Annotated in this window: 25 protein-coding genes, 1 tRNA gene and 1 pseudogene; 19 read left to right on the top strand and 8 right to left on the bottom strand. The window is 32.9% G+C overall.

The window, feature by feature from the left end; all coding sequences use genetic code 11:
• The first annotated feature begins 51 nt into the window (after positions 1-51).
• Positions 52-1,503, top strand: coding sequence for a M20/M25/M40 family metallo-hydrolase (locus AC1QSP_RS08650; RefSeq protein WP_484078359.1), 1,452 nt, complete (start codon positions 52-54; stop codon positions 1,501-1,503).
• Between the two features lie 58 nt (positions 1,504-1,561).
• On the opposite strand, the gene AC1QSP_RS08645 is transcribed toward AC1QSP_RS08650, so the two are convergent.
• Positions 1,562-2,917, bottom strand: coding sequence for an orotate phosphoribosyltransferase (locus AC1QSP_RS08645; RefSeq protein WP_322971686.1), 1,356 nt, complete (start codon positions 2,915-2,917; stop codon positions 1,562-1,564).
• Positions 2,918-3,102: 185 nt separating this feature from the next.
• On the opposite strand from AC1QSP_RS08645, the gene nadA reads away from it, so the two are divergent.
• From nadA to AC1QSP_RS08575, 14 genes are all read left to right on the top strand, one after another.
• The gene (gene nadA / locus AC1QSP_RS08640; RefSeq protein ID WP_484078358.1) at positions 3,103-4,107 is read left to right on the top strand and encodes a quinolinate synthase NadA; all 1,005 of its coding nucleotides are present in this window, start codon (positions 3,103-3,105) and stop codon (positions 4,105-4,107) included.
• Complete coding sequence (nadB, locus tag AC1QSP_RS08635; RefSeq protein WP_484078357.1) at positions 4,107-5,666, top strand: L-aspartate oxidase; 1,560 nt, start codon at positions 4,107-4,109, stop codon at positions 5,664-5,666. Before nadA ends, nadB begins: the two co-directional genes overlap by 1 nt.
• Position 5,667: 1 nt before the next feature.
• Positions 5,668-6,534, top strand: coding sequence for a hypothetical protein (locus AC1QSP_RS08630; protein WP_484078356.1), 867 nt, complete (start codon positions 5,668-5,670; stop codon positions 6,532-6,534).
• Between the two features lies 1 nt (position 6,535).
• A complete protein-coding gene (nadC, locus tag AC1QSP_RS08625) occupies positions 6,536-7,396 on the top strand; it encodes a carboxylating nicotinate-nucleotide diphosphorylase (protein WP_484078355.1) in 861 nt (286 codons plus the stop codon).
• 60 nt (positions 7,397-7,456) lie between these two features.
• A complete protein-coding gene (locus tag AC1QSP_RS08620; RefSeq protein ID WP_484078354.1) occupies positions 7,457-8,239 on the top strand; it encodes a hypothetical protein in 783 nt (260 codons plus the stop codon).
• A gap of 3 nt (positions 8,240-8,242) precedes the next feature.
• Complete coding sequence (locus AC1QSP_RS08615) at positions 8,243-9,088, top strand: hypothetical protein (RefSeq protein ID WP_484078353.1); 846 nt, start codon at positions 8,243-8,245, stop codon at positions 9,086-9,088.
• Positions 9,089-9,607: 519 nt separating this feature from the next.
• Positions 9,608-12,016 carry a TonB-dependent receptor gene (locus tag AC1QSP_RS08610; RefSeq protein WP_484078352.1) on the top strand — a complete coding sequence of 803 codons (2,409 nt, stop codon included), beginning with the start codon at positions 9,608-9,610 and terminating at the stop codon, positions 12,014-12,016.
• Between the two features lie 404 nt (positions 12,017-12,420).
• Positions 12,421-14,889 (top strand): TonB-dependent receptor, encoded by a 2,469-nt coding sequence (locus AC1QSP_RS08605; protein WP_484078351.1) that lies wholly within the window; start codon positions 12,421-12,423, stop codon positions 14,887-14,889.
• Positions 14,890-14,977: 88 nt separating this feature from the next.
• A complete protein-coding gene (locus AC1QSP_RS08600) occupies positions 14,978-15,910 on the top strand; it encodes a S66 peptidase family protein (RefSeq protein WP_484078350.1) in 933 nt (310 codons plus the stop codon).
• A 9-nt stretch (positions 15,911-15,919) separates the two neighbouring features.
• On the top strand, positions 15,920-16,555 hold the full coding sequence (gene upp / locus AC1QSP_RS08595; protein ID WP_484078349.1) for a uracil phosphoribosyltransferase: 636 nt from the start codon (positions 15,920-15,922) through the stop codon (positions 16,553-16,555).
• A gap of 18 nt (positions 16,556-16,573) precedes the next feature.
• A complete protein-coding gene (locus tag AC1QSP_RS08590) occupies positions 16,574-16,939 on the top strand; it encodes a YraN family protein (protein WP_484078348.1) in 366 nt (121 codons plus the stop codon).
• A gap of 6 nt (positions 16,940-16,945) precedes the next feature.
• Entirely contained in the window at positions 16,946-17,605 is a 660-nt protein-coding gene (locus AC1QSP_RS08585) for a DedA family protein (RefSeq protein ID WP_484078347.1), read from the top strand.
• 44 nt (positions 17,606-17,649) lie between these two features.
• Positions 17,650-18,288 carry a VTT domain-containing protein gene (locus AC1QSP_RS08580; RefSeq protein WP_484078346.1) on the top strand — a complete coding sequence of 213 codons (639 nt, stop codon included), beginning with the start codon at positions 17,650-17,652 and terminating at the stop codon, positions 18,286-18,288.
• A 159-nt stretch (positions 18,289-18,447) separates the two neighbouring features.
• Entirely contained in the window at positions 18,448-19,563 is a 1,116-nt protein-coding gene (locus tag AC1QSP_RS08575) for a GNAT family N-acetyltransferase (protein WP_484078345.1), read from the top strand.
• Between the two features lie 53 nt (positions 19,564-19,616).
• On the opposite strand, the gene AC1QSP_RS08570 is transcribed toward AC1QSP_RS08575, so the two are convergent.
• From AC1QSP_RS08570 to AC1QSP_RS08560, 3 genes are all read right to left on the bottom strand, one after another.
• The gene (locus AC1QSP_RS08570) at positions 19,617-19,817 is read right to left on the bottom strand and encodes a CsbD family protein (protein ID WP_484078344.1); all 201 of its coding nucleotides are present in this window, start codon (positions 19,815-19,817) and stop codon (positions 19,617-19,619) included.
• A 99-nt stretch (positions 19,818-19,916) separates the two neighbouring features.
• Positions 19,917-20,504: an SOS response-associated peptidase gene (locus AC1QSP_RS08565; RefSeq protein ID WP_484078343.1), complete on the bottom strand. Its 588-nt coding sequence runs from the start codon at positions 20,502-20,504 to the stop codon at positions 19,917-19,919.
• A 298-nt stretch (positions 20,505-20,802) separates the two neighbouring features.
• Positions 20,803-20,884, bottom strand: a tRNA-Leu gene (locus AC1QSP_RS08560).
• Positions 20,885-21,002: 118 nt separating this feature from the next.
• Between AC1QSP_RS08560 and AC1QSP_RS08555 the strand changes: the two genes are divergently transcribed.
• On the top strand, positions 21,003-21,380 hold the full coding sequence (locus AC1QSP_RS08555) for a DUF3127 domain-containing protein (RefSeq protein ID WP_484078342.1): 378 nt from the start codon (positions 21,003-21,005) through the stop codon (positions 21,378-21,380).
• 70 nt (positions 21,381-21,450) lie between these two features.
• The gene (gene aat, locus AC1QSP_RS08550) at positions 21,451-22,092 is read left to right on the top strand and encodes a leucyl/phenylalanyl-tRNA--protein transferase (protein ID WP_484078341.1); all 642 of its coding nucleotides are present in this window, start codon (positions 21,451-21,453) and stop codon (positions 22,090-22,092) included.
• Positions 22,093-22,127: 35 nt separating this feature from the next.
• Here aat and AC1QSP_RS08545 read toward each other — a convergent pair whose 3' ends face one another.
• From AC1QSP_RS08545 to AC1QSP_RS08535, 3 genes and pseudogenes are all read right to left on the bottom strand, one after another.
• Positions 22,128-22,892: a DUF3108 domain-containing protein gene (locus AC1QSP_RS08545; protein WP_484078340.1), complete on the bottom strand. Its 765-nt coding sequence runs from the start codon at positions 22,890-22,892 to the stop codon at positions 22,128-22,130.
• A 185-nt stretch (positions 22,893-23,077) separates the two neighbouring features.
• Positions 23,078-23,311 (bottom strand): annotated as a pseudogene (locus tag AC1QSP_RS08540) (NifU family protein); the annotation flags it as partial.
• Position 23,312: 1 nt separating this feature from the next.
• Positions 23,313-24,416 carry an Mrp/NBP35 family ATP-binding protein gene (locus AC1QSP_RS08535; RefSeq protein WP_484078339.1) on the bottom strand — a complete coding sequence of 368 codons (1,104 nt, stop codon included), beginning with the start codon at positions 24,414-24,416 and terminating at the stop codon, positions 23,313-23,315.
• Between the two features lie 136 nt (positions 24,417-24,552).
• On the opposite strand from AC1QSP_RS08535, the gene AC1QSP_RS08530 reads away from it, so the two are divergent.
• On the top strand, positions 24,553-25,014 hold the full coding sequence (locus AC1QSP_RS08530) for a DinB family protein (RefSeq protein WP_484078338.1): 462 nt from the start codon (positions 24,553-24,555) through the stop codon (positions 25,012-25,014).
• Between the two features lie 46 nt (positions 25,015-25,060).
• Here the strand turns inward: AC1QSP_RS08530 and AC1QSP_RS08525 are convergent, their stop codons facing one another.
• Positions 25,061-25,633, bottom strand: coding sequence for a nitroreductase family protein (locus AC1QSP_RS08525; protein ID WP_322971710.1), 573 nt, complete (start codon positions 25,631-25,633; stop codon positions 25,061-25,063).
• A 73-nt stretch (positions 25,634-25,706) separates the two neighbouring features.
• On the opposite strand from AC1QSP_RS08525, the gene AC1QSP_RS08520 reads away from it, so the two are divergent.
• On the top strand, positions 25,707-26,462 hold the full coding sequence (locus AC1QSP_RS08520; RefSeq protein ID WP_484078337.1) for a hypothetical protein: 756 nt from the start codon (positions 25,707-25,709) through the stop codon (positions 26,460-26,462).
• Positions 26,463-26,469: the final 7 nt, after the last annotated feature.

Here is a 26,469-nt window from a genome sequence, read left to right as displayed (position 1 = left end):
AACATGTTAATTGGTTTTTAAATAGTATTTTAGAATAACAATTAACAACATATGAAACTAAAATCTTCTCTTTTGATGCTGATGTTATCAATGGGTATCTTTGCTCAAGATAAATCAGAATTTATATATGCTTCACTAGAAGTTCAGCATGCTTCTGAACTAAAAGCTTCTCATCCGGAATTAATCGATATTATAACGACTCATAATGATGTTACCATAGCTCATCTGCATCCTGAAGCAGCTCATGAGTTACATCAAAAAATTCTTTCTCATGGTCCAGGTTATCTAATGCACCCTTCAAAAGAAGCAGCAATAGATAAGATAAAAAATGTAAAAGAACAATCCCGCACAGTATTGCAGTTTACTATTGATCAGCAAGCGTTTGTTCGTCAAGCATTAGATGAGGTATCACAATCCAATATAGAAGAGGTTATGTTGGCTTTAGAAGCTTTTGGAACACGTTATCATACATCAGTACAAGCTAACCAATCAGCCGAATATGTGAAACAAACGTGGGAAAATATTATCGCACTCTATGGTCGTGAAAATGATGTTAGTGTCCGTTTAGTTAATCACAACAATACTCCAATGAAATCAGTTGTAGTGACCATCAATGGTACACAAACTCCAAATGAATATGTTATTATTGGAGGACATTTAGATTCTACCGTAGGAGGATGGGATAAATCGTTTGCCCCTGGATCTGATGATGATGCTTCGGGTATCGCAACCATTACAGAAGCTTTACGCGTGCTGTTAGCGAATAATTTTCAACCCAATCGAACAGTAGAAATCATGGCATATGCTGCAGAAGAAATCGGATTAGTAGGATCTAATGAGATTGCAACATCTTACCGAAATCAAAATAAAAATGTCGTTGCTTTTGTACAATTTGATATGACGAATTTTAAAGGTTCTTCTCAAGATGTGTACTTGGCTACCGATAGTTTTATTAATAATGCATTAAACCTTTATTTGATCGAATTGATGGAAGAATACAATTCATCAGGTCATCATCAGTTTACGTATGGTACAACACGATGTAATTATGGATGTTCAGATCATTACAGTTGGGCGGTAAATAACTTTCCAGCAGCCTTTCCATTTGAAGCTTCATTTGATGACTCTAATATGAATATTCATACACCTTATGATACTTTTGAACTGATAGGCGATGCAAGTCATTCAGTGAAATTTGCTAAACTAGCAATTGAATTTTTAGTAGAAACAGCAAAACATACCGGACCTTTAGCCACTACGGATTATCCATCCCTGAAAGGACAATTTTATTTGGATCAAAAAGTGTTAGGATTCGAATTGCCTTCTACCACTAAAGTTATTTCGGCTACCGTAATGAATGTAGGTGGACAAAAAATGATCACTAAAACCCAATTGAATTCGAAAGATCGAATAGATTTGAATCATTTATCACAAGGAGGATATATACTTATCTTAGAAACTCAAGATGGACAAAAAATAACCCACAAATTTGTTTTAAAATAAAAAAAAGGCACTCGATTGAGTGCCTTTCTAACTATATAGAAAGTATCAAAAATTTTGATTAACCTTTTAAACTTTGTAAGTACGAAACCCAACCTAAGGTTTGGTATTCTTTAGCGGCTGTTTTTACATCGGCTGCTTTGTAAATTCCACGTCCAACAATCATAAAGTCGGTGTGGTAATTTTTGAATACTAATTCAGGTGTGTTGTACTGTTGACCTTTGTTATCACCTGTTGATGAAATATTAACACCAGGTGTAAATAATAATAAGTTGTCTGGAATTTGACGTTGCGCTACTGCTCCTAAGACATTTCCTGATTCTTCCGAAACATTAATTGCTTTTGTAAAATAGTAATCATCCGTTAATGTTCCTTTCGAAGACATTTCTACAATCGTAATAACCCCTGTGTTTTCAAAAACTTTTAAAGATTCTAAACCTCCAATTGGATGTACCGTCACTAAATCAGCCCAATCCGAAATTTTGTAGATTGATTTTTTGAATTGTAATTCTTGTGTATTTCCGATATCACCAAATTTGCGGTCTTCGAATAATAAAAATTCTTTTTCACGCGCAATTTTCTTTAACTCTACAATCAAGTTATCCGAGAAATCTTGGATAATGTCTGAGTGTAATTTTAAGGCAACGATGTGTTCACCTACTTGCTCAGCAAAATCGATGATTTCGGCAGAAGTAATTAAATCTGCAGAAGCAATTAAGTTGGATTGTTTTCTTAATGCTAATTCAACTAATCGTTTTCCAACAGGATGAACTATTTTTTTATCTTCTAAAGCGACACGTTGTTTTGCAGGAGCTTCTTCAGGTGGTAAAGCTAAAAAGTCTTTGATTTTTTTCGCTTCATCATCATTTAAGCGGTGATATTTGTGTAAGATATCAATAACTTCATTAATGGTAAATAAAGTACGAACATTGTATCCTTGTTCTTTTAATTTTTGAACTCCACCTTGTTCACGGTCAAGAACAACAACTAAATCTTTTACTTTTAAACCTTCACGTTCTACTTGATCACACGTTTCTAATAACGATTGACCAGAAGTAATTACGTCTTCTACTAATAAACAAGATTGTCCATTTTCGAAAACCCCTTCAACCATCTTTTTTGTTCCGTAACCTTTATTCTCCTTACGTTTAATGATTAAAGGAATGTTACAAGTTAAACTCATCGTTGTTGCCATGGGTAATGCGGCATAAGGTACTCCACAGATTAAATCGTATTGTACATCATCAACTAAGTCTAATAAATTATTGGCTAATGTTTTTAATAATTGAGGGCTTGAAGCTAACGGTCTTAAATCGACGTAGAAAGGTGATTCGATTCCGCTTTTTAAAGTAAAGTTTCCAAATTTGATAATTCCAAGCTCGTAAGCTTTTAATAAGAAATCTTCGCGCTGTTGCATTTGTGTAATGTTTGAGCAAAGTTAATAGCTAGATTATTTATTACCTAATTATATGCAAAGTTTTTAAATCTTTATTTTTCAAAACCTAATATGGAATCGTTTTTTATTCCTTAATCCTTATTTTTGAGTCTTTAATTTAATAATTGGAATTAAAATCACTTCCATTAATATAACTATATAAAACTATGCTTACGTTAGATCAGGCGATTGAAAATCTTGATAAAAAAGGATATTTAAATCTTGAAATTCCACAAGGAATCGATTTAGTTGAGGAAATTAATAAACTGAGAAAAGAAAAAAATGCGGTTATTTTAGCGCATTACTACCAATCGGGAGAAATCCAAGATTTAGCGGATTACTTAGGCGACTCATTACAATTGGCGCGTGCTGCTGCTAAGACAGAAGCGGATATGATTGTATTTTGTGGAGTTCATTTTATGGCTGAAGCTGCTAAAATTCTTAATCCAACTAAAAAGGTCGTTCTTCCAGATACAAAAGCTGGATGCTCTTTAGCCGATTCATGTTCAGCAGAAGGATTAAGAGGATTACGTGAAAAACATCCCCATGCGATTGTCGTAAGTTATATAAACTGTGATGCAGGGGTTAAAGCGGAATCAGATATTATTGTAACCTCGTCTAATGCTGAAGAAATTATTAATTCTTTACCCGCGGATCAAGAAATTATTTTTGCGCCAGATCGTAATTTAGGCCGATACTTGAATCAAGTGTGTAACCGAAACATGATTTTGTGGGATGGTGCGTGTATCGTACACGAAGCATTTTCGTTGGAAAGAATTGCACAGCAAATGGCAGAATATCCAAACGCAAAATTAATTGCTCATCCTGAAGCACAAGAAGATTTATTAAAATTCGCACATTATATTGGATCAACTTCTCGTTTATTGGATTACGTAGTAGAAAACGAAGCTGAAGAATTTATCGTTGCTACAGAAGAAGGAATTTTACACGAGATGCAAAAATTAGCACCAAACAAAAAATTAATTCCAGCTTTAGTGCAAGACGAATCATGTAATTGTTCAGAATGTTTTTATATGAAGTTATCCACTTTAGAAAAGTTGTACTTATGTATGAAATACGAATTGCCAGAAATTACAATGGACGAAGATTTACGTGTAAAGGCATTGGCTTCGATTAACCGTATGTTAGAACTTTCTGAAAAAATTAAGTAATGCAAGATGTTTTAGTCATCGGTTCTGGTATTGCAGGATTATCGTATGCATTAAAAATTGCATTGAAAAATCCAGAAGCAAAAATTACCATTGTCACCAAAGCCAACGAAGACGAAACCAATACAAAATATGCGCAAGGTGGAGTTGCTGTTGTAAGTGATTTCATCAAAGATAGTTTCGAAAAACACATTGAAGATACGTTACGTGCAGGTGATGGGATTTGTAAGAAAGATGCTGTTGAGGTTGTAGTGCGTGAAGCTCCTGAACGTATCCATGAAATTGTGAATTGGGGTGTACGTTTTGATAAGAATGAAGAAGGAATTTACGATTTAGGTCGAGAAGGTGGACATACTGAAAACCGAATTGTTCATCATAAAGATATTACCGGTTGGGAAATTGAGCGTGCATTATTAAAAGCCATCGAAAATCAACCGAATATTCAGATTTTGACGCATCATTTTGTGGTCGATTTGATTACGGAACATCATTTGGGTCAAAAAAGCCAAGAAGAAACAACGTGCTATGGTGCTTATATTTTAGATACTTCAACCAATCAAATTTTACGTTGTTTAGCCAAGGTTACTCTATTAGCAACTGGAGGAACAGGTCATGTCTATAAGAATACAACCAATCCGATTATTGCGACTGGAGATGGGATTGCTTTAGCGACACGCGCTGGTGCAAGAGTTTCAGGAATGCAATTTATACAGTTTCATCCAACTGCTTTTTATAGTCCGATGGATGGACAATTATTTTTAATTTCAGAAGCGGTAAGAGGTTTCGGTGCAAAATTAAGAACAGCCGATGGTGAATTATTTATGCACAAATATGATGAGCGCGAAGAATTAGCTTCACGTGATATAGTCGCTCGTGCAATAGATAATGAAATGAAGTTGCGTGGTGATGATTTTGTATACATTGATTGTCGTCATCTGGATCAAGAAAAGTTTTTGCAACATTTCCCAAATATTTACGATAAATGTAAAAATGAAGGGTATGATATGTTCTCTGAATTAGTTCCTGTTGTTCCAGCGTCACATTATTTGTGTGGAGGAATTGATGTGGATTTGGACGGAAAAACAACAATTGAAAATCTTTTTGCTGTGGGTGAATGTTCGAATACGGGATTGCACGGTGCAAATCGTTTAGCATCGAATTCATTAGTAGAAGCGATGGTTTTTGGTCATCGTGCTGCGATGAAAACAGCTGAATTGTTAGCAGAAAATTCTTTTAAGATTTTAAACCATCAGTTTCCGGAATGGAATGCAGAAGGAATGAAACCACAAGAGGAATTGGTTTTAATATCTTATTTCCGTAAACAATTACAAGCCATGATGAGTGAGTTGGTAGGAATAGTTCGAAGCAATGAACGTCTTACTATCGCTCAGAAACGTATTCGTGAAATTGAAAAAATGGTGAAAGAAATTTATAATTTTTCCATCATTTCGACTCCATTATTAGAATTAAGAAATTTAGTGAATGTTGCTCAGTTAATAATAGATCAAAGTATTGATCAAAAAGAAAACCGAGGAACTTTTTATAATAAAGATTTAAAATAAAATGAATATCCGAAAAATAGCTTCTATCGCAATGTTTTCCATTTTAGCGGTATCACAAGGGCAACAGAAAAATAAAAAAGAAGGTAAAATGCCTGTTTTTATTGGTTGTGAAGCGTATTCCACAAACGAAGAATTAAGATCGTGTTTAAACAATGGAATGAATGCTGCTTTAAAAAATGAAATCGAATTTTTTTCGAATATTGCAGACTATTTACACATCGGAGATTCAGCATCCATTCTTCGTTTTACAATTACTAAAGAAGGTGACTTTGCTAATGCAAATGTAGAAGGGATTAATCCTATTTTTAATAGTTTTGTTTGGACAAGTATTGTGTTGTTACAAAATCGTTTGGATCAAAACAATTTGAAGTTAAAACCTGGTTTAGATTCAAACAATCAACCGAAGGATGTCAATCTAACCATTCCAGTACGATATCAAACGGAATATGATACGAAAACTTATACAGAATTTCCGGCTAATGAACGTGTTTTGTTTACCATCAATTTTGAAGATGAAATTATTGAAGTTCGAATGAATCGCGAGCATTTGATTCGAACGATTGGAATCAATAACGAAAGAGAATTTTATTTAGGGAAATACAATAATCTGTTCGAACTAGCGACTGTAGAGCCTTATGCTTCACAAATCAATGATGCATTTAAAGCTTCCTATATTTTGGTCACAAAAGGAACAATTGAAGGTAAAGAATATAGTATCCGTTTAAAAAACTTTTTTAGTACTAATCCTGAAGATTTCGTATTGATTGAAGTGTTTCGAGAAGAAAATAACACTTGGGCTGAATATTATTCGTATAAAACGAAGGAAGAATTTAATCAATCAAAATTTGCAAAACTAACTTATAGATAACATGGAATTCCCACATTATATTACAGAACAAAAATTACAACAATTTATTCGTCAAGCATTTTTAGAGGATGTTGGTGATGGCGACCATTCTACTTTAGCAGCAGTGCCTTATCATGCCATACAAGAAGCAGAGTTGAAAGTAAAAGATAATGGAATAATCGCTGGAATTGAATTGGCGAAAATTATTTTTGATACGTTTGATCCTGATTTACAAGTAGAACAATTATTATACGATGGGGACCGAGTGAATTATGGCGATATCGCGTTTAAGGTAAAAGGATCGGCTCAGTCTATATTAACATGTGAACGTTTAGTTTTAAATTGCATGCAGCGTATGTCTGGAATAGCTACATATGCCAATGAAATGATGCGATTGGTAGAAGAAACGAATGCTAAAATTTTAGATACGCGAAAAACGACCCCTAATTTTCGGATGATTGAGAAATGGGCGGTAAAAATAGGTGGAGCAGAAAATCATCGCTTTGGTCTATACGACATGGTCATGCTCAAAGATAATCATGTGGATTTCTGTGGAAGCATTACAAAAGCTGTTGAACAAACGAAATCTTATTTACAATCGAATAATCTTGATTTAAAAATTGAAGTGGAAACTCGTAATTTGGAAGAGGTAAAAGAAGCTTTAGTGGCCGACGTTGATTTTATTATGTTGGATAATTTTGATTTGCACACGATGAAGCAAGCGGTAGAATTCATCGGTGGAAAAGTGAAAACAGAAGCTTCGGGCGGAATCACCAAAGAGTCAGTAAAAGCCATTGCGAAAACGGGTGTTGACTTTATTTCTTCAGGAGCAATCATTCATTCCGCACCTAATTTTGATTTAAGCCTTAAGGCATTAAAATAATTGTAAAAAACGTTTAAGGAAACTTAGACGTTTTTTTTATTAATTGTTTATTTTGCTGTGATGAAAAAACTTGTACTACTATTTCTATTATTGAATTCCGTAACTTTTGGTCAAATTCAATATCCAATAGCTCCAGGCTGCGAACACTTCCAAGAGAAGGTAGAGCGAATAAAATGTTTTAATACATATACGGCAGATTTATTAAAAACTTACTTTTATGTGAATTCGAATGTTTATCAGTACTTCAGATTACCTTCTCTGAATGAAAAAGTGAATTTTCAAGTAGGAACATCGGGCGAATTTCGATTCAAACCACATGAGGGAAATACGTTATTGATGAATCATTTGGCATCAGATGTATTTTATTTTTTTAATCGAATCCAAGAATTATCGAATCGAAAAATTATTCCTGCAAAAACTGGAGATGGCAGACCTGCAATTTTAAGTTTTAATATTCCAATTAACTTAGCACAGAATAAAAATTTCAAATATGATAACAACAAAACCCCTATTTTATTTACTGTTCCTAATGGAAATTATGTGGTAAGATTAGGAGAAGATTATTCGTTTCATATTTATAAACATCATGAATTGATTTCTACGGTTTATTCGATTAAAGATTTTTATGATCATGAAATTTTAAAACCATTAACTGAAAACGTAAAAAATCTTATTGTTGAGAAAAAACTGAAAGGGAAAATTATAAAATTAGAGGTAGAGAATCTTTTTAAAAATCAACAAGGAGAAATAAAAATTTCGTACTTTGAAAATGAAAAATTGATTAAAGAATTTTCGAATATGGAAGATTTTTTAACCTCAAGTTATTCTAACCACATTTATTAATTCATGTATAAAATAATTTCTCTCGCATTTGTGTTCATCGCTATGGTATCAGTTGATGCACAGAAAAAAAATCTAGACTCTATTTCGGTGCCATTATTTACAGGATGTGAAAAGCAAGAAACTAGAGAAGATCAGTTTATTTGTTTACAAAAAAATATCACAACGATTTATACGAATCAATTACAACGCTACATTTATGCTTTTGAGTATTTAAACATTCAATCTGCAGAAGCAGAAATACAGTTTGTAGTGCATAGAGATGGGAGTTTAAAACTAAAATATGTGGATACCAATGAACCCACGTTTAGAGCATATAATGTATTAGCTTTTCAAGATATGTTGGAATATATGCAGAAGAATAAATTAAGCATTGGTGTAAAAGATATAAACGCGGCCAATCAAGCGGCAGATTTGGTTTTAAAGTTTCCCATTAAAATTTCATTGAATGAGGTTGTAGAGGAGAGTTCTAATCGCCTAGTAAATGTTTTGTACGATAGAGCGATTAAATACGAGATTGTCATGACTCCTACAACCGATTTTAAAATCTATGAGATAAAAGGTGATCAGTCGTTTTATTTAGGGAAGTATAATTCGTTGTTAGAAATCAAGAATACTCTACCTTATAAAAATTTAATGCAGGACGAAAAAGAGTTGGTTACATTGGCTGAATCAGACTATGGAACCTCTAAAATTTTATTACAAACAAAGAATATTTTCTACGAAAAAGATTTTTATACATTATTCATTGTTTCAGAAGTAAAGGGGAAAAGGATTAAACAATTGCGTAAATATACTTCGTTGTCTGCCTTAAAAGACTCACCTTATTACGATTGGATTATTCGAAATTAATATTTTTTGTGTTGTTGTATTTGTTATTAAACAAATATTGTTTATCTTTAAATATCAAAAATAGAGGAGAATGAAGTTTACTTCATCTCAAAGTTTAAAGTTTACATATTCCTAAAATTTTCTTAATAAAGATGTCGTCTGTTATAAAATTGATTTTTTAACAGATAGGACGTTTATTTTTATTAGACTGGTTCTAAATAATATTTTTAAATGATTGATAGTGTCTGAATTGGATAATTCATGGCGTAAAATAATATCATGTAATGTTAATTTTATTAAGAATAATTTTAACATTTTTCTTCTTAAATTATCACTTTGTTCCATTTCATCTCTTAAAGTACTGTTAAATTTATATTATTAATAATTTTATAGCTGTTTTTTTGAATAATAGTTAAATCTGAAAAATATCATTCAGAACATTACAATTTTTTAACCTTAAAATGAGGATTTAATAATTGAAATAACGGAAATTTGCAACGTAAACTTTTAAAACTATTTCAAGAGATGAGGTTAAACTCAATGAAGCTTTTATTCGTAGGAGCTTTTGCTTTAACAGCAACATTATCATTTGGTCAGGTAACTGAGCCAATTGACTCAACTTCAGTCAACAACGAAGAACATGTATCATTAACAGAAACATTAATCGTTGGTAAAGGGGTAATCGACTTAGTAGAAGATCGTAAAACTCCAGTAGCGGTTTCTACAATTACTAAAGAGGCTATTCAAGATAAAGCAGCTGGTAACGTAGATTTCCCAGAAATTTTCACAACTACACCATCAGTTTACGTAGCGGACCAATCTTCAGGATTTGGAGATTCTAAAATGTTCTTACGTGGATTTAGCAGCCAAAATACAGCTTACTTATTAAACGGACAACCAATTAATGGTATGGAAGACGGTAACTTATACTGGTCGAACTGGTCTGCGATGACAGAGGTAGCGAATGCTGTACAGGTGCAACGTGGTTTAGGATCTTCTAAATTAGCAATTTCTTCAGTAGGTGGAACTGTAAATATGGTAACGCGTGCTACTGAGAAAAAGCAAGGAGGATACGTTAAATACAATGTTGGTAACGATAGTTATATGTCAGCTACTGTAGCTTACAATACAGGTATGAAAGGGAAATGGGGTGCTTCGATCTTATTCAACCACTGGCAAGCACATAGAAGCTATGCTAAAGGTACTGATGGATCAGGACAAGCTTACTTTGTTTCTGTTGGATATAAACCAAACGAGCGTCACCAATTCAACTTTATGATTTTTGGTGCTCCTCAAGAACATGGTCAAAACTATTCTACAAAGAGTGAGACACAATGGGCTAGAGGTGCGCACGCAGGTAAAAAATATAACTCTACTTACGGTTATTTAAACGGTGAGGGGAAAAATTTAAGAACAAACTACTACCACAAACCAGTAGCAAACTTAAACTGGGATTGGACAATTAATGAAAATGCGTCTTTATCTACAGTATTATATGCTTCTACAGGTACAGGAGGTGGAACGTCTGGAGTTGGTCGTGCAACAGCAACAGCTAATTTAGATGGTTTCGGAGAAGTTAACTTCGATAAATTATATGCAGATAATGCAACGATTGCTGACGGTGTTGGGGGATCAGGAGTTTCTTCTGCAATCAGAACATCAGTGAACAACCACTTCTGGTATGGAGGTGTAACAAACTTCAACTACGATACAAAAACAGGTTGGCAATTTAATGTTGGTGCTGATATCCGTATGTACAAAGGATACCACTTCCAGCAAATGAATGACTTAATGGGATTATCATCTTGGAATCAAAGAAGAAATTCTGATGGTCAAACAATCAATGTTACGGAAACATTCAGTACAAACCCATGGTCAGCATTATTCAAATCAGCTGATAAAGATCAAAGAACAAATAGAGATTACCGTGAGGACTTAAACTACCAAGGAGTTTTTGGACAAGTTGAGTATTCAACTGGAAAATTATCTGTTTTCGCTCAAGGGGCAATTTCAAATCAATTCTACCAAAAATTCGATACTTGGAACTATGGTGGTGTAGAAACTGCATCTGAGAAAGTAAACAAAACAGGATGGAACATTAAAGGGGGTGCTGCATTCCAAATCAATGAAGAAAATACTGTTTTCGCGAATGTAGGTCGTTACTCACGTCAACCATTCTTAGATAACGTTTTCGAATATAATTCAGTTGCTTTACGTGAGCCTAAAGTTGAAAACGAAGAAATTACAGGTTTTGAAGTTGGATACAAATATGAGACACGTAACTTAAGAGTTAATGTGAATGCATACCACACAACTTGGGGGAACAGATTTTTAGGTGTTTCAGGTTCTGTAACAGGTACTAATGCTGAAGGAAACCAAGTTGAGCGACCAATCTATACATCTTATACTGATGTTACTCAAATTCACAAAGGAATTGAGGTTGATTTTGATGCTAAAATCTCTAGAGCATTTGGTATGTACGGTTTCTTATCTGTAGGAGATTGGAAGTATGATGGAGAAACTCCATACGAATCTATGTATACAGATGACAACACAATGTTCGAGAAAGGTAAAGTTGATTTAACTGGTTCTTACATTGGAGAAGCTGCTCAAGTAACATTTGGTGTAGGTACTAAAGTTAACTTTACAAAGAACTTATACTGGGATTTAGACTTCATGTATAATGGAGCGATCTACGGTCAAGTAAGTCCAGAAGATGTAATTGCTGCTGCAGAAAAAGGTGAAATTTACCAGGCTGAAAAAATTAGCCCATTCGTAAGAGCAAATACAGGTTTAACTTACCAATTCAAAATTGGATCTCAAAAGATCAAATTTAGAGGTAATGTTAGAAACTTATTCAATGACCAATACGTGTCTAAAATCGACCGTAACGGAGTTGGATATGCAATCGGTAGAACTTGGACTGCTGGTGTAACGTATAATTTCTAAGAAATAATTAAGATTATATTATGAGAGCGAATCGAAAGATTCGCTCTTTTTTGTTTCAGTATTAAAATTTTAACTTCATATTCTAATTTATTTAGATTGGTTCTGAATAATTAAACTTTAAGAATATATTTAGATTCATTTATGAATAAATATTCTAAAATTTTATCATATAAGGAGTATTTCAAAAATGTATTAAAACATTATTTTATCGGATATATGATAATTATATAATTAAACGTTTGTTTAATTAATGATATCATATTATTTTCTGTTAAAAGAATAATTTTTCTTTTTAATAATATATATACAGAATAAGTTTCAATAAAAAATCCGTTTCAAGGGATATCTTCAGAAATTTGCACCAGTAAACTATAAAACTATTTCAAGAGATGAGGTTAAACTCAATGAAGCTTTTATTCGTAGGAGCTTTTGCCTTAACGGCATCATTATCTTTCGCACAGGTAACTGAACCTACTGATTCAGTTAAAGTCACTCCAATTGATTCTTTAGCAGTTGAAGAGGTTTTAGCAGACGACGTATCATTAGGTGAAACGTTAATCGTTGGAAAAGGGGTAATCGATTTACAAGATGATCGTAAAACTCCAATTGCAGCAACAACAATCAAAAAGGAAGCTTTAGAAAATAAAGTGGGTGCAGCAGACATTACTCAAGCGTTTGTTAACACACCTTCTGTTTATGTTGCAGGACAATCTGGTGGTTTTGGTGAATCAAGAATTGTAACACGTGGATTTGATCAATCTAATACAGCATTCTTGTTTAATGGGCAACCAATTAACGGAATGGACAATGGTAGTTTATACTGGTCTAACTGGTCTGGATTATCTGATATTGCAAGTGCAGTTCAAATTCAACGTGGTTTAGGATCTTCTAAATTAGCAATTTCTTCAGTAGGTGGTACGTATAACTTCGTTACAAAAGCTACTGATAAAAAACAAGGAGGTTTCTTTTCAGCAGGGATTGCAAATAATCACTACTACAAATCTACAATTGCATATAACACAGGTTTAATCAACAACAAATTTGGTGTTTCTGTAATGTTATCTCACTGGCAAGGGAATGGGTACAATAACGCAACTCAAGGAGAAGGTCAAAATTACTTCATCTCGTTAGGGTACAAACCTGCTAGAAGACACACGTTAAATTTAATTTTAACAGGTGGACCTCAATGGCACGACCAAAACTCATCAAACAAAATCTCAGATTTATTAAAATACGGACGTAAATACAACCGTAACTGGGGAATGTTAAATGGTGAGGAATACAATGTAAGAAGAAATTATTACCACAAACCAGTAGCAAATTTAAACTGGGATTGGGATATTTCTAGTAAAACAACATTATCTACAGTATTATATGCTTCTTGGGGTAGAGGTGGAGGATCTTCTTCTATCACTACTGGTAAAGATAAAAATAATCCAGATGCACCTTACGGAATCTTAGGAAATACAGAACCTAATGGATTATTAAACTTACAACAAGTTTACGATAGACAATCAGAACAAGGAGGTGAAGCATTAGACCGTGTGGTTTCTTCTATCAATAATCACCAATGGTTTGGTATGGTATCAAATTTAAATCACAAAATCAATAAAAGTTTAAGCTTCAATGTTGGTTTCGATTTAAGAACGTATGAAGGACAACACTTACGTCAAGCGAATAGTTTCTTAGGTGCTGATTACATCACTGAGACTGCAGATAAACAAAATCCTTCTTATCAAGTTGATCAAACATTCTCTCAAAGCCCATGGAAAGCTTTAAACGGGTTTGCTAAATCATACGAAGATCGCATTGGATGGTACTACAAACAACGTATTAATTACGGAGGATTATTCGGACAATTCGAATATTCTGGAGATCGTTTTACTGCATTCGTACAAGGATCTGTTTCTGAGCAATCAAATCAACGTATTGATTACTTCAACTATACAGCAGGTAACGAGAAATCTGAAAAAGTAACAAACTTTGGTTACAACATCAAAGGTGGAGCTAGTTTCAGAATTTCAGAAAACCACCAAGTTTTCGCAAATGCGGGGTACTATTCTCGTCAACCATACCAAAACAATATCTTCATGAACTATAAGAATGATGTAAACCCATTCGCTAAAAATGAAGAAATTTTAGGTATTGAAGCTGGTTATAAAATTAAAGCTAGAAACTTCTGGGCAAACTTAAATGCTTATTATACAACTTGGGAAAACCGTATTACTTCAACAAGTCAATTCGTAGGACCTGAAGGAAATGATAAATACCCAGGATTATACAACCAATACGTTTACACTGTAAACCGTGGTGTAAAACAAGTACATACAGGGGTTGAATTAGAAGTTAACTATAAACCAATTCGTACATTAACGTTAACAGGTTTTGCATCTCTTGGTAACTGGGAGTACAAAGGAAACTCTTTAGTAACTAATTACGATGAGCAACAAAATATCGTTGGAACTCCAAAAACAGAGAACTTTGATGGATTAAAAGTAGGAGATTCTGCTCAAACTCAATTAGGTTTAGGAGGTACTTTCGAAATTATCAGAGGATTATCTGTTGATGCTGATTACCGTTACAACGGAGATTTATATGGTTCTCGTGTAAATGAAGAAAATGGAAACTTAAAGTTACCATCTTACAACATTATGGATGCTGGGGTAACATATAACGTTAGCTTAACTCCTAAAAATAAATTCACTTTCCGCTTTAATGTAAATAACGTATTAAACCACATTTACATTCAAGAGGCTTCAACAAACTTACAAGCAACTGAAGGTACTCAAACGTACAAAGGAATTAACGTAGATAACCAAATTTATTTTGGATACGGAAGAACATGGAATGCTTCTGTTAGATTTACATTCTAAGATGATTTAAAATCTTCATATATTAAAGACGAACTTTCGGGTTCGTCTTTTTTTTGTTTATACATTTACTTCATATATTATTTTTGAAATGATTCAACCACCTTATTTAAAAAAGGGAGATAAAATAGCAATCGTTGCTCCTGCAAAACGAATTGTAGTAGGGGAATTAGAAGAGGCTATTCAATTGATCAAAGATTGGGGATTTGTCCCTGTTTTGGGTAAAAATATCTACCAACAATTTGATTTAGGCTATTTATATGCTGGTACAGATCAAGAACGTGCAGAAGATTTTCAATGGGCTTTAGATGACCCTGAAATAAAAACCATTTGGTGTGCACGCGGTGGATATGGTTGTGTTAAGATTATTGATCTATTGGATTTTACACAATTTATTCAACATCCAAAATGGATTATCGGATATTCAGATATTACGGTTTTTCATAACCATGTAAATCACTTAGGAATTCAAACTTTACACGGGGTAACAGCAAAACGTTTGGGGGATGTAGAATATCATTATGATTCTTATCCTAGTGTTTATCGTGCTTTAACGGGGGACAAAATGAATTACTCAATCCAAAGTCATGCATTTAATAAAATTGGAGAAGCTGAAGGCGAACTTGTCGGTGGAAATCTTTCGATGATCTACTCATTACTTGGGAGTGCTTCAACATTAGAAGCTTCAGATAAAATTTTGTTTTTGGAGGATTGGTTTGAAAATTGGTATGCTGTAGATCGTATGCTAATGAATATAAAGCGAAATGGAATTTTGGATCAAATCAAGGGATTGATTTTGGGAAGCTTTACTCGAATGGATACAGAAGAAGAAAATCAAGAGAATTATTTTCATCCCCATGATCCCAAAACTTATGAGATTATCCAATCCATCGTCAAAGATTATGATATACCAATTTGTTACGGATTTCCAGCGGGACATACGGGGCATAATATTGCCCTTAAAATGGGATCAAATGTTCGACTAAAAGTCGATACAAATTCAGTAAATTTGTACTCTATATAATAATTTCATATGAAACAAGATAATTTACACGTCATCAACCACCCTTTAGTAAAAGCTAAAATTACGCAAATGCGTGACAAAGAGACTACAACTAAAGAGTTTGGGGAGTTAGTGGACGAGATTTCTGGATTAATGTGTTACGAAATTACACGTGATTTAGAATTGGAAGAGGTAGTAGTAGAGACGCCAATAACTAAAACGGTAGGTTATAAAATGAAAGGAAATGATATGGCTATCGTACCAATCTTACGTGCTGGTTTAGGAATGGTAAAAGGTATTCATCAGTTGATTCCAACGGCTAAAATTGGTCATATTGGATTGTATCGTGATCATGATACATTACAACCGGTAGAATATTTATGTAAACTTCCTACAGATTTAGAATCTCGTGACGTTATTTTAGTGGATCCTATGTTAGCAACAGGAGGATCAGCTATCAAAGCCATTGAGATTTTAAAAGAAAAAGGAGCTAAATCGGTTCGCTTGGCTTGTTTAGTAGGATGTCCAGAAGGGGTTGAAGCTGTTGCTAATGCTTATCCAGAAGTTCCTGTTTATTTAGCAGCTTTAGATGAAAGATTAAATGAAGAAGGATACATTGTTCCTGGTTTAGGGGATGCAGGTGACCGTCTTTATGGTACGAAATAATATTTAATCGAATGCAGAATGAGTACATCTTACGATTTTGGTCGTGAAGCGGAGCGTTTTGCAGTCGATTATTTCCGTTCTCTTGGATATAAGATCATTTGGCAAAATTATTTTTATCAAAAGGCTGAAATTGATTTAATTCTAGAAACAACCAACCAGATAGTAATTGTTGAAGTAAAAGCTTTAACCTCTGAAAAATTTAAACATCCCGAGGATTCAGTTACTATAAAAAAGAAAAAACTACTTGTTTTAGCTGCTAATCAATTTATTTTAGAAAATAATATTGATGCTGAGATAAGATTCGATATTTTAGCATTGATAAAGCAAAACAACAGATGGATAACCAATCATATTGTGGATGCTTTTAATGCGTTTGAATTATAATTTGTAATGGAAGTACTTTTAAATTTATTTGACTTTGTAATGCATATTGATCAACATTTAAATCAATTTGCAAACGATTATGGCCTTTGGCTCTATGCTATTTTGTTCTTAATTATTTTTGTGGAAACAGGGGTGGTCGTTATGCCTTTTTTACCAGGCGATTCCTTGTTATTTGCAGCTGGTATGGTTGCAGCTTTAGCTGATAATGATCTTAATGTATGGATTATTGTTGGTTTATTAATTATCGCTGCCATTCTCGGCGATACGCTAAATTATACCATTGGTAGAAGTATAGGGTATAAAGCAGTTCAAATTAAAATTTTTGGTAAACAATTTGTTCAACCAGAACATTTAAATAAAACGCATGAATTCTACGAAAAATATGGTGCTAAAACGATTGTTATTGCTCGTTTTGTGCCTATTGTTCGCACATTAGCTCCATTTGTTGCTGGTATTGGTAAAATGTCTTACAAAACATTTATCACGTATAATGTTATTGGAGGAGTGATATGGATCACAAGTTTAACTTTAGCGGGATATTTCTTAGGAAGCATCCAGTGGGTTCAAGATAACTTCTCAAAAGTCGTTCTTGCAATTATTGTAATTTCAGTATTCCCTTTAATATTTGAAATTTACAAAGAAAAATTTAGTAAAAAACAAGCATAATATTTGTACCAAGCTCATTTCGTAAGAATTGAGCTTTTTTTATCATGGAGATTTTAGATTATTTATTGCACATCGATGTGTATCTACAACAAATGATGGAATCTTATCCAGGATGGTTTTATGCCATTTTATTTCTCATCATATTTATGGAAACAGGCTTAGTCGTCTTACCATTTTTACCTGGGGATTCTTTACTTTTTGCTACGGGGGCATTAGCCGCAAGTTTTCCATCAGAGCTTAATATATTTATCGCTTTAGGATTATTATTGTCAGCTGCAATTTTAGGTGATACAGTCAATTATTCCATTGGGAAATATTTTGGGCGACAGCTCACGCAAGCAAAATTATTTGGTCATCGACTAATTAAAGATGAGCATATTTTAAAAACAGAACACTTTTTTGAAAAATATGGTGCTAAAACCATTGTAATTGCTCGATTTGTACCAATTGTTCGAACGTTAGCTCCTTTTGTGGCAGGATTTTCGTCTATGCATTATTCTACTTTTATTCGATTTAATATTTTAGGAGGTTTTTTATGGGTATTTGGCATTACATTAATCGGATATTTTTTGGGAAATATTCCAATTGTTCAAAAGAATTTCGAATATGTAGTGATTGGAATCATTCTATTTTCAATACTTCCTATCCTTATTGAATGGATCAAAGCACGTTTAAAAGCGTAGTATATATTTATAATTTATTGAAATAAAGTACAAAAATTAAAGTGAAATTTATTTTTAAAATCGGTTTAATGATCTTTTAAATTCTCTTGAAAGAATAAATTTTGCTTTCAGTTTTTTTGTATCTTGTTTTAAAATCAGTACTAAAAATTATTCAATCTAATGATTACAATTAGAGAAGTCAAATCTTCTGATGATTGGAAAACATTTATCAATTTACCTTTTCAGATTTATAAAAATAATTCTTTCTGGGTTCCTCCAATTAAGAAAAACGAAATTAAAAGTTTTAATCCTTCAAACGATATTTTTAAGACCGTTGATGCGACGTTTTTATTAGCTTACAAAGACGGGAAAGCAGTTGGTCGAATAGTGGCAATTATTAACTGGACAGAGGTTAATGAATTGCATAAATCGAAGGTCAGGTTCGGCTGGTTAGATTATGAAAATGATCTTGAAATTTTAAAAGCCTTGTTGGATGAGGTTGAAAAAATAGGAAAACAACATCGCTTAGAATATATGGAAGGGCCAATGGGTTTTTCTAACATGGACAAGGCTGGAATGTTAACCGAAGGGTTTGACTATCGTGCAACAATGATTGGGATTTATAATCATCAATATTATCCAACACACATTCAAGCCTTGGGATTTAAACCTGAAGCGGAATGGTTGGAATATACTTTCCGATTTGATTCAATCGACATCGATAAAGCAAGAAAATTACAAGCAATTATTGAAAAACGATACGGAGTATCTAATTATCAATTCAAATCTATCAATGATTTAATGCCTTATGTGGATGAGATGTTTGATTTAATCAATAAAACATATGCGGAATTACAAAGTTTTGTCCCAATCGAAAAATTTCAAGTAGAACATTACAAAAAGAAATATCTAAAATTTATTCATCCTGATTTTATTTCTTGTGTAAAGGATGCTCAAGGTAAAATGATTGCCTTTGCGATAACGATGCCTTCCTTTTCTAAAGGATTTCAAAAAGCCAATGGAAGTTTATTTCCTTTTGGATGGTGGCATCTGATGCAAGCGACAAAGAAAAATGATCATGCCGAATTTTATTTAATCGGTATTGATCCTGAATATCAAAACAAAGGAATTAATGCTTTAATTTTTACACAATTATATGAGAGTTATAAAAAGAGAGGTATTGAGACCATAGAAACGAATCCGTTGTTGGAAGAAAATACTAAAATTCAACACTTATGGAAAAATTTTGATCCAAAAATTCATAAACGTCGAAAAACCTTTCGAAAGAATATATAAAATAAAAAAGTCAGTAGAAATACTGACTTTTTTATTCTATAAAAAGGAGCTTATCAAGCTTCATCTTCTTTCCAATCTTCAATCACCTTTTCAATATCTTCTTTGGTGCGTCCAGTTTTTTCTTGGATTTTTCCTACGACTTCATCCCATTTACCTTCTGCATAGGCTTGATCATCATCTAACCACTCACCGTATTTTTGTTTAACTGCACCTTTAATACGGTTCCATTTTCCTTCTAATTCTAATTTATCCATAATTGTTTGGTTGTAGTTTATTGTTTGAATTAAAATTAGAAAAATTGATTTTTATAATATCACAAATAATTTATAAGTGTTTGTTAATTAAATGATAAGCTAAAATAAAGTAAGTTGAAGTGGATCCAGAGGAGTCGCTTTAAAATCTTCTCTACCGTACAATTCTTCTCCTTCGAGCCATGCCATCATTTCTTCTTCTGTTTTTAGCGCAATAGGCATTCGTAGTTTAGTATTATGAATTTCTCTCATGATGCCTCGTGCTTCCGTCGTGACAATGCTGTATGTATGATTATCATATATACCTCCAAAAGCAAATAATTTATCATCAAAGCCAATTTCAAATTTCGTTTTATGTTTTCCTTGATGCTGCCATTCATAAAATCCATTTGTAAGTACCAAACAACGGTTTTGCGCTACGTTTTTAAAGGCAGGCTTATCGTGTAAGGTTTCTCTTCTTGCATTCAATGTAAAGGCTTTATTCCATTCTGTATTGGCCCAATGCGGAATCAATCCCCATCCTAACATTTCAATAGTAAATATATCAGTGTTTTTAATGACAGGAGTTTGTGGAAAATCAAACCCATTGATGATTGTTTTGGGTTGATACTCTTGGAAAAATTTAAATTGAGCATTGAATTTTTGCTCTATTTGCTGAGGTTTTTTATCTAATTTTTGAAAGAAGCACATAAGCAATGCAGTTTTAAGATAATTTTCAAATGTACAATAAAAAGAATCTCAATAGATTTGACTAATATTGCGTAATATTAATCGAAAGAATTATGCCGTTACTGATATTATTTATGATCATGGTATTTTGCGCATTTGTTTACATCTTATATGTATTCAATCGCAAGCCAAAAAACTAAGGATAGAACACTATTTTAGGATATATAGAAGCAACTCGTAGGAGTTGCTTTTTTTAGTTATAAGTGATTTTAATGCAAAAAAAAAAGGAACTGATTCATCAGTTCCTTTTTAGAAGTTGTACGGGCGGAGAGACTCGAACTCTCACACCTTGCGGCACTAGATCCTAAGTCTAGCGTGTCTACCAATTCCACCACGCCCGCATCAAATCTCATCGATTTGGATTGCAAATATACACAAGATTTCTATTTAACAAAATTTACAAATAAAATTTTTTTAATCTTTTTTATAAATTAAATTTGCAGAAAGCTTTTAATCAAAATGGAAATTACAGGAAGAATCAAAAAGATATTTGACACTCAGGATATTACGGCTAGTTTCAGAAAAAGAGAGTTTGTTGTGACAACACAAGAACAATATCCACAAGATATTTTAATTGAGTTCACACAAGACAAAACTTCTTTATTAGATTCATATCAGCCAGGTGCAGAAGTACGTGTAGCGATTAATATTCGCGGTCGTGAATGGATTAATCCAGAAGGTGTCGCTAAATATTTTAATACTATCCAAGGATGGAGAATTGAGAATTTAGCACAAGCAGCTCCTCAAGGTGGAAATGGAAATTACCCTCCACAAGATTTTGCTCCAGCACCAGCTGTTGATTTTGGATCATCTGATGATGATGATTTACCATTTTAATTTGTAAATTTTCAACACAATCATAATTTAAACGTACTCTTTTAGGGTACGTTTTTTAATTTTATATTCGATGTATTGGTTAGGTAAAGATTTAATATTTCCAGATTATTCAGAAGTTTCAGATGAAGGCATTATTGCTTTGGGTGGTGATTTATCACCTGAGCGATTAATAATGGCTTATAAAAAAGGAATTTTTCCTTGGTTTAATGAAGATGAACCTATTCTGTGGTGGTTTCCTCATGATCGTTTTGTGCTTTTTCCTGAAAATTTATATGTATCGAAATCGATGAAAAAAGTTTTCAGAGATAAACAATTTACTTTTACTGAAAATAAAGCTTTTCGTGATGTCATTATGAATTGTGCCCAGGCCCCTCGAAAGGATCAAGATGGAACATGGATTACCAATGATATGATTGAAGCATACTGTACATTACATGAAATGGGAGTGGCTAAAAGTATCGAAGTTTGGCAAGATGACGAATTAGTAGGCGGATTCTACGGTGTTGATATGGGACATATTTTTTGTGGAGAAAGTATGTTTGCGAAGGTGAGTAATGCTTCAAAAGCTGGTTTTATTCAATTTGTAGCAAAATATCACAAGAAATATGAGCTAATCGATTGTCAGGTGTACACGGATCATTTGGCATCTCTTGGTGCTATAGAAATTCCTTCGGATATCTTTTTAAATTATTTAGAACCGCAAGGAGAATAAATAAAAAAGGAGTTACTTAGGGTAACTCCTTGATCTTATTTTGTAAACTTTACGGGATATTTTAAATTTTTATATTCATACAATTCAGCATTCAACGATCCCACGACTAAACTGGCTTTGATGTGAACAGGAACAAGATTTTGATCATCTGTTACCCACATGGTAACGGATTCAGACTCTTTAAATACACGACCTGATTGTACATATGGTCGAATTTTAATGGTATTTACTTTTCCAAATTTGGTCTTTTTCACCTCACGACCAAGGACCTTTAGACGAAATTTGTACGTTTCATCCCCTAAAAAAATATTTTCGTTGATATAGTCTCCTGTTTTTAATTTTGAGTGATCAACATTTCTCATGCTATAAAAAGCAGATAATAAATCTTGAGCATCAAAAGGAATAGATTCGTAAGAGACTTTCTTATGTTTTAAATCGTCGACTTTTACTTGTTTACGGGCATGATCAAAATAATAGATTTGATTACGTGTATATCCCCCTTCATAAATATCTCGTATAAATTTAGAAGGTTTCATCGTTGATTTATCAATATAAGATTCGTATAAATCTTCAACTTTATAAAAGGCACGTACAGCCCCACTAGAGCTCCCTTTCCCAACAATACGAAAATGATTTTTGTTATCATATTTCGCATCTTTCACTTCTAAAGTTGCAAATCCAGCATTAAGTCCTGTATAATGTAGTCTGTATTTTAAAAATTCGCCCGTTTTAAAATTCTGAGCATTGGCAATGGAAAACGAAAATAAAAAAGCGATAATTAAAATAAATAGTTTCTTCATCTTTTATGTTTATGATATCAGTTATCCAAAAGGTTTGCCAAAAATAAAACTCGTTTTCAAAATCCTTTAGAATAGACTTGAAAACGAGTTTTTTAGAATTTTATTTTAAAAGAATTTTATCTTTCGATAATATCTTCCGTATCTAAATTATCAATATCAACTGCATCAGTAGAAGTTTCTAAAGATGAAACATTGATTACTTGAACAATCTCTGGAACATATTTTTTAATCGTCATTTCAACGCCAGATTTTAAAGTCATCTGATTCACTGAACAAGCGATACAAGCACCTGTTAAACGTACTTTTACAATGTTATCTTCAACAGACACTAATTCGATATCACCACCATCCGAATTTAAGAATGGGCGAATCTCAGTTAATGCCTTTTCAACTTCTATAATTTTTTCTTCTGCAGTCATATTATTTGTTATTATTAGACGAACATCCTGCCATCGTTGTAATACGAACAGCCTCTGTTGGAGGTAATGTATTGTTACGTTCTACTAAACTAGCAACAGCATTTCGTGCAATATTCATATAAACTTCTGAAACAACAGTATCTTCTTGTAAGGCTGCAGGACGTCCAACATCAGCAGCTTCACGAATTGATTGAACGATTGGAATTTCACCTAAGAAAGGTACACCAATTTGATCCGCTAAGTTTTTAGCACCATTTTGTCCAAAAATATAATATTTATTGTTTGGTAATTCAGCAGGTGTAAAATAAGCCATATTTTCTACAATTCCTAATACTGGGACGTTGATTGCTTCCATTTGGAACATCCCCACTCCTTTTTTCGCATCTGCTAACGCAATATTTTGAGGAGTTGATACAACTACAGCACCAGTAATTGGAACTTGTTGTACAATAGATAAGTGAATATCACCTGTCCCAGGAGGTAAATCGATTACTAAGAAATCTAATTCTCCCCAATGTGCATCACGAATCATTTGATTTAAGGCTTTAGCAGCCATTGGTCCACGCCAAACAATCGCCTGGTCAGTATCAGCGAAGAATCCGATTGATAATAATTTAATTCCGTAAGATTCTACAGGTTTAATTTTAGTTTTCCCATTTACCTCAACAGAATAAGGACGTCCATCTTCACAATCAAACATAATTGGCATAGATGGTCCATAGATGTCAGCATCTAATAAACCAACTTTGAAGCCCATTTTAGATAAGCTGATGGCTAAGTTAGATGACACAGTAGATTTACCTACACCTCCTTTTCCCGATGCTACGGCAATAATATTTTTTACACCTGGTAATTCAGAACCTTTGATTTCTTGAGCTTTAGGTTCAGCTTCTACCGTAATGTTTAATTTTAAATTTGCTTCTGGTAAATTTTCTTTGAAGGCATTTTTTAAAGCAACTTCTAAGCGCTTTCTCTCATGCATTGCTGGAGAAGGAGATACGATATCTAAAATAATATCGTTACCCATAACTTGTGCATTACGCATCCAGTTACGAATTCCCAGTTCTTCTAAGACTTGATAGATTTGATCTCTTGTATAAGCCATTATTCGATTATTAATTCTGACAAAATTACTAAGTAAATACAACTTAGTAAAATCTATCCTTGTGATTTTAATCGTTTTGACTAATATTTTGATAAATAGAACTAATTTATAGTATCTTTAACATCTAAATCAGACTATGGAAGAGCATATTATTTATCTGAACAAAATTCGAAGACAGATAATTGACGAGCTTTCTCAGCATACGTTAGAACAGTTGTTGTACATTCCGGTTGGTTATAAAAACAATATTTTTTGGAATGCTGCTCATGTTTTAGCAACACAACAATTAATTCATTATTATCTTACCGAAAATCGAATGTTGGTGGATATGGAATTCATCAAATCATACAAAAAAGGTACTTTTGGAAATAACGAGGCTACTGAAAGCGATCTGGAAGAATTGATTGAATTGTTGGAATCTACTCCAATGCAATTACACAAAGATTACAGAGCAGAAAAGTTATCGAGGTATCGAAAATTACAAACGTTTTTAGGGATTGAATTGACGAATATTGAAGATGCAATTATTTATAATAATATTCACGAAGCCATGCATCTTGGATATATTTTAAGTTTGAAGAAAAATATCCCTTTTTAAAATAAAAAAGCTCGATTTTATCCATCGAGCTTTTCTTTTTATTGATTTAGTATGCTAATACTCTTACTTTATCTTCAATCGGTTGACGAACTGCAGAGGGTAATTCATGATCATATTTTCCCATATAGAAAATACCAACACATTTTTCACCTTCTTCCATTGGCGTAAACTCATCTACATTTGCAATAACATTTAGAGGCGATGACCAATAGGCACCAATTTTTAAAGCAGAGGCCATCAACCACATATTTTGTACAGCCATTGCCGTAGCTGCTAATTCTTCCCATTCAGGATTTTTGTAAGTATCCACAAAGTTTATTAACACAATTTTGTTTGATTTATCACATTTCTCAATCAGTGCGTTAATTTTACGATCACTTAAATCTTCTGGTGGAGTACCTTGAACATAGATACGTTTTACATATTCGCGAAAACGATCTTTAGCAGGTCCTTCTAAAACGACAAAACGCCAAGGTTCTGTTTTTTTATGCGAAGGCGCCCAATTGGCCGCTTCTAAAATTTGATTTAATTCTTCTTTTGTAATTTCTTCTTGGTTATATTGAGGAGGAAATACTGATCTTCTTGATTGAATAAGATCTAATAATTCTGTTGGATTCATGTTGTAACAATTATAATTTTTATGCAACTAATACTGCAAATTTACATTTAAAAAATTATTATATATACAAGGGATGATAAGAACTATTGATCAATATAAACTCGAAAAAGCAAAAAGAGAAAATGTAGAATTTAAATTAGGTGATTATTTTAATGAAGCGTTTTCCATTTATGGAAAACATTGGTTTGATTTTTCGTTATTTGCTTTTGTCTCTGGACTTATACTTGTGTTAGCTACGATTACGATTATAGGGCCATACTTAATTATTTTTCCTTTGCAAATGGGTTATGGAAACGTCGTGGATAAAATAGAAAAAGGAGAATCATTTGTTTTCAATGATTTTTTTATTGGTTTTAGAAAATGGACAAGTTTTATACCATATCTTTTTCTAATCATAGGGTTAGGTTTGGTACTTATAATTCCTTACATTTTTATTTTAGGAAGTTTTGGATTGTTTATGGATACGCCAGAAGTTGTAGGTCCGATTTTTGGATTATCGATGGTTGTAATTTTTCCAATTTATTTTATTGTTGGAATACTATTGACTGTAATATTGTATTTACCCCCTTACTTCATTTTTCATGGAAATATGAAAGCAATTGAAAGTTTAAAAATTTCTATTGCGATTGCTAAAAAGAATTTCTGGTATTTATTATTGTTCATTCTTTTCTTTTCCATTCTTTCGCAAATCGGGGTTTATGTTTGTATTATTGGATTATTCGTCTCGATGCCAATCGCTTATGTCATGAACTATTTGATGATAAAAGATATTTTATTGAATGAAAATAATTATGAAATAGATACTATTGGGCAATCGCAAGAATTATAATATTTTT

The sequence above is a fragment of the Faecalibacter sp. genome, from assembly GCF_057177045.1.
The sequence above is the reverse complement of the archived record's forward strand: the minus strand, read 5'-3'. Positions and strand labels throughout refer to the sequence as shown.